This is a genomic window from Thalassotalea mangrovi, assembly GCF_005116735.1.
Classification (GTDB): domain Bacteria; phylum Pseudomonadota; class Gammaproteobacteria; order Enterobacterales; family Alteromonadaceae; genus Thalassotalea_A; species Thalassotalea_A mangrovi.
This window is the reverse complement of the sequence record NZ_SWDB01000004.1, coordinates 124,744-138,564: the sequence shown is the minus strand read 5'-3', so window position 1 is coordinate 138,564 and position 13,821 is coordinate 124,744. Positions and strand designations below refer to the sequence as shown.

Below are 13,821 nucleotides of genomic sequence, written 5' to 3'. Positions count from 1 at the left end.
ATTACTACTGGCTTTTGCGTTTCTTGTTATTGTTCGGATGGTTTCTGGTTGATGTTTTCTTCAATAGCATCCATCAATTTACCACTGATGTTGATTGGGTATGCTGCTTCAATTTCACGAATACACGTTGGACTGGTGACATTGATCTCGGTGACTTTATCGCCAATCACGTCAAGGCCAACAAAATACAAGCCACGTTTTTTTAATTCCGGAGCGATGCTCTCAGCAATGAGTCGATCACTGGCTGACAGAGGTCGCGCTTCTCCTCGTCCGCCGGCTGCCAAATTTCCCCGGGTTTCACCTTGCGCAGGAATGCGCGCCAGACAATACGGCATAGGCTCGCCGTTAACGATAAGAATGCGTTTGTCGCCATCCACTATCTCGGGCATGTATTCTTGAATCATAGCATATTGACTGCCATATGCCGTTAAAGTTTCTATGATGACACCGACGTTTGCTTCATCCCCTTTCATGCGAAAAATTGACGAGCCGCCCATACCATCCAGGGGCTTGACGATAACATCCTGATACTGCTTATGAAAGTCTCGAATACGCTGGCTGTCACGGGTCACCAGGGTAGCCGCCGTCAGCTCGGGAAACCAGGCGGTAAATAACTTTTCGTTACAATCGCGCAGGCTTTGCGGCTTGTTGACAATTAAAGTACCCTCAACCTCGGCACGCTCAAGCATGTATGTGGCATAAATATATTCCGTATCAAACGGCGGATCTTTGCGCATAATGATGGCGTCCAGATCCTTAAGTGCCATATCCTGTTCGCCGGTAAATTCATACCACTTTTCCGAATCGTCAAAGACCTTTAGCGTTTTGCTCACGGCTCTTGCTTCGCCTTGCAACAAATATAAATCGCCCATCTCCATATAATGTAACTCATAACCTCGGCGTTGAGCTTCCAGCATCATTGCCATACTCGAATCTTTGGCTATTTTCACCGTTTCTATCGGATCCATTACTACGCCAAGTTTAATTGTCATGAAAAATTCCTGATAAGTTAATGTTCGTTGGTTAAGCGAATCGTTTTTGCCGAACCGCCATTTTAAAGCAGCGGTGTCAACAAGTTAAGTATTCGTTGCGTTGCGTTGAATTGTTCAACGTAAATCGCCGAATCGGCATTGTAATGCGGTAATAGCAGTCAGCGCCGCGGTTTCGGTGCGTAACACCCGCGGCCCGAGCAGCACCTCTTGATACCCCTCAGTGCTGGCCTGGCTGATTTCTTCTTCCGTTAGTCCCCCTTCAGGGCCAATTAACAAGCGAACGCGATTTTCATGTTCCAGGGCCAAGTCTTTGACCGGTAATCCGATAATCGAATGCTCCGCTCTCGGATGCAGGTTTATTTTAAGCGCCATTGTGTCCTGCTGCAGAAACTCTTCAATGTTGCGGGCATCATTTACCTTAGGAACAATGGCTCGGCCGCTTTGTTCGCAGGCCGCGACAACAATTTTCTGCCACTGGGCAATTCGTTTTTGTAAGCGCTCACCACTAAGCTTTACCCCACAACGTTCACTGAACAAAGGGGTGATTTCGCTTACCCCTAACTCAACCGATTTCTGCAGGGTGAAATCCATTCGGTCACCTCGTGAAATAACCTGTCCTAAATGCAGATGCAGGGGCGATTCATTAGCAACCCTAATCTTTTCCACCACCTTGATATCAGCACGTTTTTTACTGACATTGATCAGTGTTGCCAAATACTCGTCACCATCACCATTAAATACGGTGATGGCATCCCCTTCCTTTAATCGCAAAACCCTGATCACATGACCAAAGGCATCATCAGAGAGACTAACGGTTGCATCATTCGTTAACGGTTCGGCTAGATAAATTCGGGTTTTAGGCGTCATATATTCGTTATCGGGGTGTGATATAGGTTATAGGTTAAAGAGTTTAGATTGAAACTGCATTGTACGGAAAAACGAAATGAAAAGGAAAGACTCTGTCAGGGCAATGTAAGTGTGATATACAAGCGAACAGCCGTGGCCAGGGCACGATTCAATACAGCTGCACGAATCTATCTAGTAAGGAAACTAATTAGCCAATCGTGCCCTGTGCATAGATGGATAACAGCAGGATACTGAATGGCAGGAGATATTTAATGAAAATACGATATTTCAAAGGCATGGTTTACTCCTTGTTGTTCATGGTTAGCTCCTGACAAAAAACAACCAGGTCGACCGTCAATCATTTTGCCCTTATGCGCAGACAATACAGTTATCACGTTAACTCGTGCACCACGGGTTGATGTTAACTACAACTCTAAGCATATTGCATTCACTATGTTCTGCATTTACCGTGCCTAAATTAAATAATTCGATTTAACATAGAGTTAGACGAAGCTGGCAATTGCCATCGGCTGGAGTGTCAAATCCACTGACATTACCACCCTGTAAAAGAAAGACTTCAGAAAGCCATTATTTAGACGTCTAGACGTAAAAAAGTAGATTTATCCAGTTTGAGCGGGTAGAATTCGCACTATATTGAAATTGGCTTATGTTTAATCATCAGCTGAGCGGTCATAATCTAATACCACGACCGACATTACTTATTACAGAGGCGTTATGGCAAAGCAATACTTTACTTCAGAATCAGTTTCTGAAGGCCACCCAGATAAAATCGCAGACCAGATTTCTGATGCCGTACTGGATGCAATTATCGCCCAGGACAAGCACGCTCGTGTTGCTTGTGAAACTATGGTTAAAACTGGTGTCGCGATCATTTCCGGTGAGGTAACCACAGAAGCCTGGGTTGATCTGGAAAAAATTACCCGTCAGGTAATCTGCGATATTGGTTACACCTCGTCCGATGTAGGTTTCGATGGTGAAACCTGCGGTATTATGAACCTGATTGGTCAACAATCTCCTGAAATCGCCCAGGGTGTTGATCGTGCCAAACCGGAAGATCAGGGTGCTGGCGATCAAGGCTTGATGTTTGGTTATGCAACCAATGAAACCGAGACATTAATGCCGGCTCCGCTTTACTATTCGCATCGTCTGGTAGAACGTCAGGCCGAAGCCCGTAAATCAGGTATTTTGCCTTGGTTACGTCCCGATGCAAAGTCACAGGTAACCTTTATCTATGAAGATGGCAAGCCGGTGGCTATCGACACCGTGGTATTGTCGACGCAGCACAATCCAGATATCAAGCAGGAAGATTTATTCGATGCGGTGATGGAAAATATAATCAAGCATACCCTGCCGGCCGAGCTGTTAACCGCAGATACCAAATATCACATTAACCCAACCGGTCGCTTTGTCATTGGCGGTCCCGTTGGTGACTGTGGTCTTACCGGTCGTAAAATTATCGTTGACACCTATGGCGGTATGGCTCGTCATGGCGGCGGCGCATTCTCAGGTAAAGATCCGTCGAAAGTGGATCGCAGTGCCGCCTATGCCGGTCGTTACGTGGCTAAAAACATCGTCGCCGCCGGCTTGGCAGATCGCTGTGAAATTCAGGTCTCGTATGCAATCGGTGTTGCCGAGCCAACGTCAATTGCCATTGAAACCTTCGGTACTGGTAAAATTAGTGAAGAGAAACTGGTTGAATTGGTTCGCGAGCATTTCGATTTGCGCCCGTACGGCATTACCAAGATGCTTGATTTGCTGCATCCAATGTACCAGCAAACTGCGGCATATGGTCACTTCGGTCGTGAACCTTATGAAATGACCGTAGGCGACGATACCTTCACCGCCTTTAGCTGGGAAAAGACCGATAAAGCCGACGCGCTTCGCAAAGCGGCTGGTCTGAAGTAGTTATCCAGACATTAAAAAAGGGCCTTAAGGCCCTTTTTTAATAAAGCTATAAGCTATAAGCTGTAAGCGGTTTCGTTATATTCTGCCAGCTCAAGTTGTTTTGTTAGTGCTTAATCGTTATCCAAGCCGTCTAACGTAACCCCTTTTAAGCCACCCATTCCGGTTTGCTCATTCGATCGTAGCTTAATCATCAGACGCAAGTCATTTGGAGAGTCGGCATGATGCAAGGCATCGGTGTAACTAATCATACCACCTTCGTACAAATCAAATAATGCCTGATCGAAGGTCTGCATGCCCAGTTCCCGCGATTTGGCCATGACTTCCTTAATGTCTCCCACTTCGCCTTTTTTAATCAATTCGGCGATGTAAGGTGAATTTAACAGGATTTCAATGGCAGCAGCACGACCATTACCATCCCGGGTCGGTACCAACTGCTGAGCGATAATGCCACGCAGGTTCAACGCTAAATCAAATAACAACTTACCATGTTGCTCTGCCGGCACCAGATGCATGATCCGGTCAATCGCCTGGTTCGCATTATTGGCGTGGAGCGTAGCGATACACAAGTGACCCGTTTCCGCAAAACTGAGCGCATGTTCCATGATTTCCTGTGATCGGATCTCACCAATCAGGATCACATCCGGAGCCTGACGAAGTGAGCTTTTCAGGGCCGCATCAAAGGATTCGGTATCCATGCCAACCTCACGTTGGGTGATCATCGATTTACCATGCTCGTGCACGAATTCCACCGGATCCTCAATGGTGAGGATATGGCCACGGGCATTACGGTTGCGATAACCAATCAGTGATGCCATTGAGGTCGATTTACCGGTACCGGTACCACCCACAAACAACACTAAACCACGTTTCGACATCACCACATCTTTTAACACCTGTGGTAATCCGAGTTCATCGACATCAGGAATCTGGGTGACGATACGACGAATCACCATACCCGGCATTTCCCGCTGCCAGAACGCGGAAATACGAAAACGACCAATACCATCAACGGCGATTGCATAGTTACACTCTTTGGTTTCTTCGTATTCCTTAAGCTGCTTCTCATTCATTGAGCCTTCGACCAGCTCAAGCGCGGACCCATAGGTCAGCACCTGCTCATCGATAGGTGTTAATTCGCCATTGATTTTTGCACTTGGTGGCAGATTTACGGTAATAAATAAATCCGAGCCGCCCTTCTCAATCATGGTTTGCAGTAGTTGATGAAAGTACATGGGAAAGCCTCGGATTAGTACACTTTGAACTGGTTCTTATCAACCGCTTTGGCCATCGCATCTTCGCGCGAAATCATGCCGCGGCTAAGCAGGTCCTGTAAACATTGATCCATCGTCTGCATACCGTGTTGCATACCGGTTTGAATCGCCGAATACATCTGTGCAATCTTATCTTCACGAATCAGGTTTCGAATCGCCGGCACACCAACCATTATCTCGTGTGCAGCCACCCGGCCACCACCCACTTTCTTGATCAGGGTTTGTGAGATTACCGCACGCAGGGATTCGGAAAGCATTGAGCGAACCATATCTTTTTCTTCACCCGGAAATACATCGATAATACGGTCAATGGTTTTCGGTGCTGATGTGGTGTGCAAAGTACCAAATACCAGGTGACCGGTTTCTGCTGCGGTCATGGCCAGGCGAATGGTTTCCAGGTCACGCATCTCACCAACCAGGATAACGTCCGGATCTTCACGAAGTGCGGAACGCAAGGCGTTGTTGAAGCTCAAGGTGTCACGGTGCACTTCCCGTTGGTTAATCAAACACTGTTTGTTTGGGTGGACGAATTCGATAGGATCTTCGATGGTCAGAATATGATCACGCTTGGTGTCATTGATATAATCTACCATGGCCGCCAGGGTAGTTGATTTACCGGAACCGGTAGGACCGGTGACCAATACTAACCCACGCGGATTCTCGGCGATGGTTCTGAAAATATCGGGACAACCTAATTGATCGAGAGACAATATTTCACTGGGAATGGTACGGAATACCGCTGCAGGCCCACGGTTCTGATTGAAGGCATTTACCCTGAAACGTGCCAGGTTTGGCACCTCAAAGGAAAAATCCACTTCCAAATTTTCTTCGTATTCTTTACGCTGGCGATCGGTCATAATATCGTAAACCAGCGCGTTGACGTCTTTATCTTCAAGAGCGGGTACGTTAACTTTACGTACATCACCGTCTACTCGAATGGCGGGGGGCATGCCTGTAGATAGATGTAAATCGGATGCATTGTGTTCGACACTAAATGCTAATAGTTCGGTAATATCCATACATTCCCTTAAGTTATAATCATTGTTATAAAGAAATAAAACATGACAGAAATTGCTACCCGGCTGACACAGGTTCGACAACAGATCATTCAGGCATGCCAGCAGGCAAAGCGGGCGCCTCAGTCTGTCACTTTACTGGCAGTCAGCAAAACAAAATCGGCATCATTGATTCAGCAGGCTATTGACGCCGGCCAACGGGATTTTGGTGAGAATTATGTACAGGAAGCTGTCGAAAAAATTCAGCTACTCGCCCACAATACCGACCTGACCTGGCATTTTATCGGGCCAATTCAGACCAATAAAACACGCCTGATTGCGGAAAATTTCTCCTGGGTTCATAGTGTTGACCGGGAAAAAGTCGCAAAACGCCTGAATGAACAACGTGACCCTAACATTACCCCCCTGAACGTTTGTTTACAAGTGAATATTAGCGACGAAACAAGTAAATCAGGTGTTAACCCCGATGAATTACTTGCACTTGCGGATTTTATCAGCAACTGCAATCAGTTACGCCTGCGGGGCGTGATGGCAATACCCGAAAAAACCGATAATATCGAAACATGTTTACAACAATTTAACGCCTTGCAAAACTTGTTTAAGACATTGCAACAACACTACCCTGATGTAGATACGTTATCGATGGGTATGAGCGGTGATATGAAGCAGGCGATCACCTGCGGTTCGACCATGGTTCGCATCGGTACCGCAATTTTTGGACAACGGAATTAGAATCTGGTCGCGAGAAATGAGACACTAGAAATTAGAATCAATCAGACAAAACGCTGAGCCAAAAGCCATAAAGAAAAACAACAAAACCGCTTACAGCTTAAAGCTTGCGGCTTACAGCTAAAAAACAACTCAAGGAAACCCAATGACCAATGAACATCAGACAGTAGCTTTTATCGGCGCCGGAAACATGAGTGGCGCCATTATTGCTGGTCTTGTATCTAATGGCTATCCGGCATCGAACATTATTGCCGCCAATCCAAGCATGCCCAAACTTGAGACGTTACAAAACAATCTTGGTATCAATATCACGACCGATAACATCCAGGCATGTCAGCACGCCGACGTGGTAGTGTTAGCGGTAAAACCCCATCTGATCCAGCAAGTGTGTCAACAGCTCGCTGACAGCACAGATTTAAGCGGTAAATGTTTTATCAGTGTTGCCGCCGGCGTTAATATCATTCCCATGCAAGCAGCATTGGGATTTGCTGCGCCAGTTATTCGTTGTATGCCAAATACACCATCGCAAATCGGTCTCGGGGTAAGTGGCATGTATGCATCAGGCGAGGTATCTGAGAATCAGCGACAGTTTGCCGATCAACTGATGCAGAGTGTTGGTATCGTTCAGTGGCTGGACAGTGAAGCGCAGATCGATGACTTAATCGCCGTTGCCGGTTCCGCTCCCGCTTATTTTTTCGCATTTATGGAAGCGATGCAAAATAAAGCCATGGCTCTGGGATTCAGCAAAGCGGATTCGAGAAAACTGGTCCAACAAACCGCCCTGGGAGCTGCTCACATGGTGGTTGAGAATGATGATCTGGATATTTCGACCCTGCGTGAGAATGTCACCTCAAAAGGCGGCACCACACAACAGGCACTAACGACCTTTGCTCAAGGCGGTTTAGCTGAACTAGTCGACAAGGCGATGCAATCGGCAATCGACCGCGCCGTTGAAATGGCTAAAGATAATTCCTAAACGTATACTGAACTTATATCAAAAATAAACTTTGGAGAATTCATGGAAGCCGTCAATTTTCTGCTTAACTTCCTGTTTGATACCTATATTATGATCCTGTTACTCAGGGTCTGGTTACAGGCTGCCCGCGCAGATTTTTATAACCCTTTCAGTCAGTTTGTTGTGAAAGCAACGGCTCCTGTGGTAAACCCGTTTCGTCGCCTGATTCCAGGATTTGGTGGCGTCGATGTTGCCACCCTGGTGGTCGCATTACTGGTTGGAATCGGTAAATTTGTCGTCCTATCACTATTAAATGGCGCCCCCATTGATGTTCTGTCCTTTGTCCTGATTGGCGCACTCTTTACGATAAAACAAGCAGGATTTTTAGTATTTTGGGTAATGATACTCATGGCCTTGATGAGTTGGGTGGTACAGCATGGCAATCCCATTCAACTGGTTTTCCATCAATTAACTCAGCCCATTCTTAATCCAATCCGTCGTGTATTACCCGACTTGGGTGGACTCGATCTATCGGTTCTGATTGCTTTGGTTGCGCTGAACTTTCTCAACCTGTTTATCGCCGGCCTGCTGCCAATCTGGCGCATCCTGTAATCCCACTCCCTAATCGTTTCCTTTCGTGTTAACAGCAATAATCCCAACTTTAAAGGTTATTGCTGTTTGCCTGTCACGTTGGCCAATAACATTAGCCGGCTTGAAACTCTCCTCTTAATTTTTTGAGAAATGATATAAAATGCTGAATTACTTTATTTATTTACTGAAGCGAGATAAATAAAACATCGCTCAACTGCGATATCGGTTCACGCTTTCCCGGTTAACATCGCTTTAGTGGATAGCTGTTATAATTAATACCAATTGATCACATATCTATAGCTAGATTGGCGTGTGAGGAAATACAATGTTTAAACCCTGGATCGTTCTACTCTCATCCTTATTCTTTTCCAGCCTGATAACTGCGCAGCCAGCAGAGACCTATGTAAAACAGTTAGGTGATATGGAAGTGCACTTTATAGGCATACCCACCTCTTTTTTAACCCCTGAAGTTGCCAGCAGTTATAAAATTGAGCGCAGCCGCTATCGGGGATTGATCAATATCGTGGCCCTGGATACCACCGGTGAGGATAAAAAGGCTCTTTCAGTAGGTATTTCTGGTACTGCTACTAACCTGGTAGGCCAGACCATAAATCTGGAATTTAATAAAGTGACTGAAGGTGACGCCATTTATTATCTGGCAACGGTAGAGTATCCGAATGATGAAACTTATCGCTTCGATATTTTAATCAATCATGATGGTGATGAGCAGCAACTAAAATTCACCCAGAAATTTTACGTGGATGAATAAAGCCCGGACGGTAATCCATCCATTGGTATCAAAATTGAAATGCGGTATGATGCCGCATTTTTAGTGTATCGCACATTTAATGTGAAATAGCGGGCAGGATAATGAAACAAACGCTGGTGTTAGCAACGGGTAATCCCGGTAAAGTCGTAGAGCTGTCGGAATTACTGGCGGAGCAGCATATCGAAGTGTTACCACAGAGTAACTATGATGTACCTGACGTCCCTGAAACCGGGACCACCTTTGTTGAAAATGCCATAATTAAAGCCCGCCATGCCGCCAAATGTACCGGATTACCCGCCATTGCCGATGACTCGGGTTTAGAAGTCGACTACCTGCAAGGTCAACCGGGAATTTATTCAGCAAGATATGCTGGAGAAGCGGGAAATGACAGCGCCAACAACCAAAAATTGCTGGCTGCAATGTCGGCCGCAGGCACTGATCAACGCAGTGCAAGATTTCAATGCGTACTGGTGTATATGCGCCATGCCGATGATCCTACGCCGGTTATCTGTCAGGGGACCTGGGAAGGTAGCATAGTATCTGAGCCTCAGGGTGATCAGGGCTTTGGCTATGACCCGGTTTTTTGGGTCGATGCCCACAAGTGTACATCCGCAGAACTGCCAAGAGCAGTAAAAAATCAGTTAAGTCACCGGGGTAAAGCGCTTAAGAAACTACTGGCCTATTTTGAGCAACAGAGTTAATTGATGCTGGTATTACCGAAACTGTCGCTCTACATCCATATCCCCTGGTGCGTACAGAAATGTCCCTATTGTGATTTTAATTCCCACGCGTTAAAACAGGATATTGACGAACCCGCTTATATTGATGCCTTAATGCAGGATCTCGACGATGATATTGCCCGTTTTCAAATTGACCGGCCTGTGCACTCTATCTTTATTGGTGGCGGTACCCCGAGTTTATTTTCGGCCAAAGGGATCGCAACAATCCTCGATGGTGTGAGTGAACGATTAACACTTAATACCGACACAGAGATCACCCTTGAAGCCAACCCAGGAACTGTTGAAGCCGGTAAGTTTAAGGGATTTGCCGATGCCGGTGTGAATCGATTATCTATCGGCGTGCAGAGTTTTGCCTCAGATAAATTACTTAAACTCGGCCGAATTCATGATTCATCTCAGGCGATCCGGGCTGCAGAGCTCGCGCATCAGGCTGGCATAAAAAGTTTTAATCTCGATTTAATGCATGGCCTGGAACAGCAAAATGTTGCTCATGCGTTAGACGATTTGCGTCAGGCCATCGACCTTAATCCACATCACCTTTCCTGGTACCAGTTAACCATAGAGCCAAACACTGCCTTTTCATCGAAGCCGCCTACCCTGCCTGAGGATGATATTTTGTGGGATATCCAGGAACAGGGGTTTGAATTGCTGAGTAAATCAGGCTTTCAACAATATGAGATTTCCGCATTTAGCCGGGGACAAGAGTATCAAAGCCGTCATAACCTCAATTACTGGCAAAACGGAGATTACCTGGGAATAGGTTGTGGTGCCCATGGCAAGATCAGTGACGTCAACGCACAGACCATTCACCGGACCGTAAAAATCAAACACCCGAAAGGATATTTACAGCCAGAACGAAAAGCTCTGGATCACTGGCACCAGGTGGCGGAGGCGGAACGACCATTTGAATACATGATGAATCGCCTGCGCCTGTTTAAACCATTTGACCTGCAAGACTTTCAACAAACCACCGGGTTAAGCGCAGGTATCCTGACCCAGCCATTGCAGGAAGGATTAAGCAAAGGCCTGTTGCAGGAAAATGCTGGTCAGTATCAGGTTACACCGCATGGCCACCGCTATCTCAACGACCTGCTGGCATTGTTCTTATAAGCGATCGATTTCATCCTTCAAGTCATAGCCTTTATCGGTGACGATTTTTTCCAGGGTGGCAATACGCTGTCGTAGCTCTTCGATTTCATTTGCCAGGGCATCATTCTGATCATCAGAATTCTTTTGGTTCAACTGAATTCTTTGTCGCTCATTAAAATATGCAAAAATCAGCGAAGCGACGACAATAATGACGATAAAATTAAACACAGACATCGATAAATATTTCCTTAATTCAATTCGTGGCAGCCATTTTACTGAGCATTCTGACGTACGTTAACCATCAGCTAGCCCAATGCAACGAGAGTTTATACCTACTATAGAATAAGCAATTACCAGACCAAAGCCATCAATAATTGAAAAACAACAATAAATACATCAGGTTGACTATGTATAGATTTAAAAAACAAGGTCAAAAGCGGCAAACTTTTAGACAGGCAGGGCTAATAATTAGTAAAATTTACCAACTTTCACCGAAATACATACCCAATCAATTAAGATGGCAGAGTGATCAATGAATCAGGATATGCAGGCACGGGATCAGGAATTTATGCGAGCAGCCATGGTCGAGGCTGAGCGGGCAGCGTCGCTGGGAGAAATTCCAGTGGGAGCAGTGCTGGTTCATAACGATGAAATCATCGCCCGGGGCTGTAACCAAAGCATTTCTCTCAACGATCCCTCTGCCCATGCAGAAATGCAGGCAATGCGGGCTGCCGGAGATATTCTCAATAATTACCGCATGCTTGATTGTACCTTGTACGTAACGCTTGAACCCTGTCCTATGTGTGCGGGTTTACTGGTTCATAGTCGGATATCACGATTGGTTTATGGTGCCAGTGATTTAAAAACCGGTGCCTGTGGCTCGGTGTTTAACCTGGTACAAAGTGGTCAACTGAACCATCAGGTAGAGATAACTGCTGGTGTTCTTCAGGAAGAGTGCTCGGCCAACTTGTCGGCGTTTTTTAAGAAACGCCGGGATGAGAAGAAACAGGCGAAGCGTGCGCAGCGCAAGGCACCTTAGGAACGATTAATTTGATCTGCAATTTGACTGGGGCATAACCATTACTCGCTGGTGATGGCCATTGTTATTCATGTCGCGGTTTCAGGCAGCATCCTGATTTTGCAGCACCACCCGGTAAAATACCCGATAACGCGCATTAACTTTACGATGAGTCGAACGGGCCTGACGACGTCGATGATTAGCTCGTAGGGTTTTTCTTTTCATAACAACCTCCGTTGCGTTAACCCGCCGCTACGGAGCTCGATGAACATTTCCTGAATTGAGCTCACCATCCAGATCCATCTCAGACAGGTGTTAACGTAGCCAGCAGGTACTACCCTTTAATTATACAAAACCAATATGACATTTTTGTGACTAAATTGTCGAGTACGGATTTGCAATCATCATGCAAAGTACCAAAAAATGAAATAAACGCGTTATTTCAACTCGTTAATAACGATCGGCGGGCCTTAGTCCTGATGCAAATTTTGTTCATCCAAATGCACTAATGTGTCGTAATAAGCGCGGATATTTTCCACATAGCGAACCGGTTCATCACCACGGACATAACCAAATTTTGCCTGTTGATAATACTTACGCTGCTTTAACAATGGTAAACTTGCTTTCACATCCAGCCAGCGATCAGGGTCGCCCCCTTGCTGTTCTGTCAAGAGTCGGGCATCTTCGAGATGCCCCCAGCCAATGTTGTAAGCGGCCAAAGCAAACCATTGCCGATCCGGTTCATCAATCCGCTGCGGAATACGGGCAAACATTTGCTGAAATAATTTGGCGGAGCCACGAATACTCTGCGCCGCATCCAGTCGCGAATGCACATCCAGTTGCCGTGCGGTTTTCTTGTCTAACATCATAATGCCCCGTCCCCCCGTGTGGGAGCGGGCGGTAGGTTGCCATTGGGATTCCTGATAGGCAATCGCCGCCAGTAATCGCCAGTCCATGCCTTCAGCATGGCGACGAAACAAAGACTCAAACTGAGGCAACTTAACTTTCGCGGCGCTGATAAAGCCGTTGTTATCCAGTGCGACGATTCTGGTCACATCGGTGAAATACTTTTCCTGTAACGTGAGCAATGTACCGTCATGGTGCGAGGTTCCAAAAAACTCAACCAAGGAGGCGAGTAATGCATCATCGGCATCCCTGGCTAACATCCAGGCTATCGGTTGTGATTTTTCAATGGTAAACGCCACATTGATTTGTGGATACAAGGGTTGATTTAATGCAAGGGTATTGGAATCGACAATGGTAAAATCAATGTCTCCGTCGGCAACCGCGTTGAGCAGTTCCTCGCTATCATGAGAATCAGTTTCCTGCCAGCTTAGCTGCGGCTCAAGCTTTTGCAGTTGTTCAAGGCTTTGTGCATGAGAGGAATCCTGAACAACCATCAGCTTGCCGTCGATTTCATTAATCGATTTAGGCCATTTTCCGCCTTGCTTAAACACCAATTCCTGGGAGACCTCTGTGTAACTTGGTGCAAATCGATAATTTTCTAATCGTTGCTCGGTTACGCTCAGCCCCGCAGCCAGTATATCGACCTGCCCACTATCCAATTTTTGCAATAGCTCACTCAGACTGTCTGCAACCACCATATCGAGCTCGACGCCAAGGTATTGGCTGTATTTACGCGCCAGTTCAAATTCAAAACCAGCCTCATTCGAGGCCTGACGATAATAGTTTGCCGGCCCTTGCAATGTGCCAACCCGAACCACGTCTCGCTTAAGGATACTGGCAAGCGAGGTTGTATGCCCAGGGTCTTTACAAGCTGCCAGGGAGCAAATAATAAGCCCGATAAACAACAGGCGAACATATTGAACAGTAAGGATAAATTTTTTCATAGCAATTTTATTGTGTCGCGAATTCAGAA

The 13,821-nt window shown here is 46.2% G+C and carries 15 protein-coding genes; 8 read left to right on the top strand and 7 right to left on the bottom strand.

Annotation, left to right across the window (positions count from 1 at the left end):
* Positions 1 to 26 precede the first annotated feature (26 nt).
* On the bottom strand, positions 27 to 992 hold the full coding sequence (gene gshB, locus E8M12_RS02390; protein ID WP_136734478.1) for a glutathione synthase: 966 nt from the start codon (positions 990 to 992) through the stop codon (positions 27 to 29).
* Between the two features lie 114 nt (positions 993 to 1,106).
* Positions 1,107 to 1,859, bottom strand: a complete 753-nt coding sequence (rsmE, locus tag E8M12_RS02385; protein WP_136734477.1) for a 16S rRNA (uracil(1498)-N(3))-methyltransferase — start codon at positions 1,857 to 1,859, stop codon at positions 1,107 to 1,109.
* 714 nt (positions 1,860 to 2,573) lie between these two features.
* Between rsmE and metK the strand changes: the two genes are divergently transcribed.
* On the top strand, positions 2,574 to 3,764 hold the full coding sequence (gene metK / locus E8M12_RS02380; protein WP_136734476.1) for a methionine adenosyltransferase: 1,191 nt from the start codon (positions 2,574 to 2,576) through the stop codon (positions 3,762 to 3,764).
* A 110-nt stretch (positions 3,765 to 3,874) separates the two neighbouring features.
* Here metK and E8M12_RS02375 read toward each other — a convergent pair whose 3' ends face one another.
* Both E8M12_RS02375 and E8M12_RS02370 read right to left on the bottom strand, forming a co-directional pair.
* Positions 3,875 to 4,996, bottom strand: coding sequence for a PilT/PilU family type 4a pilus ATPase (locus tag E8M12_RS02375; RefSeq protein WP_136734475.1), 1,122 nt, complete (start codon positions 4,994 to 4,996; stop codon positions 3,875 to 3,877).
* A 14-nt stretch (positions 4,997 to 5,010) separates the two neighbouring features.
* Complete coding sequence (locus tag E8M12_RS02370; protein ID WP_136734474.1) at positions 5,011 to 6,054, bottom strand: type IV pilus twitching motility protein PilT; 1,044 nt, start codon at positions 6,052 to 6,054, stop codon at positions 5,011 to 5,013.
* A gap of 42 nt (positions 6,055 to 6,096) precedes the next feature.
* Here E8M12_RS02370 and E8M12_RS02365 point away from each other — a divergent pair, with 42 nt between their 5' ends.
* The 6 genes from E8M12_RS02365 to hemW all read left to right on the top strand — a co-directional run bounded on the left by E8M12_RS02365 (position 6,097) and on the right by hemW (position 10,945).
* Positions 6,097 to 6,783 (top strand): YggS family pyridoxal phosphate-dependent enzyme, encoded by a 687-nt coding sequence (locus E8M12_RS02365; protein ID WP_136734473.1) that lies wholly within the window; start codon positions 6,097 to 6,099, stop codon positions 6,781 to 6,783.
* 142 nt (positions 6,784 to 6,925) lie between these two features.
* Complete coding sequence (gene proC / locus E8M12_RS02360) at positions 6,926 to 7,756, top strand: pyrroline-5-carboxylate reductase (RefSeq protein ID WP_136734472.1); 831 nt, start codon at positions 6,926 to 6,928, stop codon at positions 7,754 to 7,756.
* A 42-nt stretch (positions 7,757 to 7,798) separates the two neighbouring features.
* On the top strand, positions 7,799 to 8,347 hold the full coding sequence (locus E8M12_RS02355) for a YggT family protein (protein ID WP_136734471.1): 549 nt from the start codon (positions 7,799 to 7,801) through the stop codon (positions 8,345 to 8,347).
* 304 nt (positions 8,348 to 8,651) lie between these two features.
* On the top strand, positions 8,652 to 9,095 hold the full coding sequence (locus E8M12_RS02350) for a DUF4426 domain-containing protein (protein ID WP_136734470.1): 444 nt from the start codon (positions 8,652 to 8,654) through the stop codon (positions 9,093 to 9,095).
* A gap of 101 nt (positions 9,096 to 9,196) precedes the next feature.
* A complete protein-coding gene (gene rdgB, locus E8M12_RS02345; protein WP_136734469.1) occupies positions 9,197 to 9,796 on the top strand; it encodes an RdgB/HAM1 family non-canonical purine NTP pyrophosphatase in 600 nt (199 codons plus the stop codon).
* 3 nt (positions 9,797 to 9,799) lie between these two features.
* On the top strand, positions 9,800 to 10,945 hold the full coding sequence (hemW, locus tag E8M12_RS02340; RefSeq protein WP_136734468.1) for a radical SAM family heme chaperone HemW: 1,146 nt from the start codon (positions 9,800 to 9,802) through the stop codon (positions 10,943 to 10,945).
* On the opposite strand, the gene E8M12_RS02335 is transcribed toward hemW, so the two are convergent.
* Positions 10,940 to 11,158: a phage shock protein B gene (locus E8M12_RS02335; RefSeq protein ID WP_136734467.1), complete on the bottom strand. Its 219-nt coding sequence runs from the start codon at positions 11,156 to 11,158 to the stop codon at positions 10,940 to 10,942. The genes hemW and E8M12_RS02335 overlap by 6 nt on opposite strands.
* 298 nt (positions 11,159 to 11,456) lie before the next feature.
* Here E8M12_RS02335 and tadA point away from each other — a divergent pair, with 298 nt between their 5' ends.
* Entirely contained in the window at positions 11,457 to 11,963 is a 507-nt protein-coding gene (tadA, locus tag E8M12_RS02330; RefSeq protein ID WP_136734466.1) for a tRNA adenosine(34) deaminase TadA, read from the top strand.
* Between the two features lie 81 nt (positions 11,964 to 12,044).
* Here the strand turns inward: tadA and E8M12_RS16520 are convergent, their stop codons facing one another.
* Both E8M12_RS16520 and mltF read right to left on the bottom strand, forming a co-directional pair.
* Positions 12,045 to 12,167: a hypothetical protein gene (locus E8M12_RS16520; protein WP_281277701.1), complete on the bottom strand. Its 123-nt coding sequence runs from the start codon at positions 12,165 to 12,167 to the stop codon at positions 12,045 to 12,047.
* Positions 12,168 to 12,412: 245 nt separating this feature from the next.
* A complete protein-coding gene (gene mltF / locus E8M12_RS02325) occupies positions 12,413 to 13,792 on the bottom strand; it encodes a membrane-bound lytic murein transglycosylase MltF (protein ID WP_136734465.1) in 1,380 nt (459 codons plus the stop codon).
* Between the last annotated feature and the right edge of the window lie 29 nt (positions 13,793 to 13,821).

Bases quoted from the DNA above. Each gene is read 5' to 3' on its own strand.
- gshB (WP_136734478.1), bottom strand. From the start codon at position 992: ATGACAATTAAACTTGGCGTAGTAATGGATCCGATAGAAACGGTGAAA.
- hemW (WP_136734468.1), top strand. From the start codon at position 9,800: ATGCTGGTATTACCGAAACTGTCGCTCTACATCCATATCCCCTGGTGC.
- E8M12_RS02350 (WP_136734470.1), top strand. From the start codon at position 8,652: ATGTTTAAACCCTGGATCGTTCTACTCTCATCCTTATTCTTTTCCAGC.
- E8M12_RS02370 (WP_136734474.1), bottom strand. From the start codon at position 6,054: ATGGATATTACCGAACTATTAGCATTTAGTGTCGAACACAATGCATCC.
- E8M12_RS16520 (WP_281277701.1), bottom strand. From the start codon at position 12,167: ATGAAAAGAAAAACCCTACGAGCTAATCATCGACGTCGTCAGGCCCGT.
- E8M12_RS02335 (WP_136734467.1), bottom strand. From the start codon at position 11,158: ATGTCTGTGTTTAATTTTATCGTCATTATTGTCGTCGCTTCGCTGATT.
- tadA (WP_136734466.1), top strand. From the start codon at position 11,457: ATGAATCAGGATATGCAGGCACGGGATCAGGAATTTATGCGAGCAGCC.
- E8M12_RS02355 (WP_136734471.1), top strand. From the start codon at position 7,799: ATGGAAGCCGTCAATTTTCTGCTTAACTTCCTGTTTGATACCTATATT.
- mltF (WP_136734465.1), bottom strand. From the start codon at position 13,792: ATGAAAAAATTTATCCTTACTGTTCAATATGTTCGCCTGTTGTTTATC.
- rdgB (WP_136734469.1), top strand. From the start codon at position 9,197: ATGAAACAAACGCTGGTGTTAGCAACGGGTAATCCCGGTAAAGTCGTA.
- E8M12_RS02365 (WP_136734473.1), top strand. From the start codon at position 6,097: ATGACAGAAATTGCTACCCGGCTGACACAGGTTCGACAACAGATCATT.
- rsmE (WP_136734477.1), bottom strand. From the start codon at position 1,859: ATGACGCCTAAAACCCGAATTTATCTAGCCGAACCGTTAACGAATGAT.
- metK (WP_136734476.1), top strand. From the start codon at position 2,574: ATGGCAAAGCAATACTTTACTTCAGAATCAGTTTCTGAAGGCCACCCA.
- E8M12_RS02375 (WP_136734475.1), bottom strand. From the start codon at position 4,996: ATGTACTTTCATCAACTACTGCAAACCATGATTGAGAAGGGCGGCTCG.
- proC (WP_136734472.1), top strand. From the start codon at position 6,926: ATGACCAATGAACATCAGACAGTAGCTTTTATCGGCGCCGGAAACATG.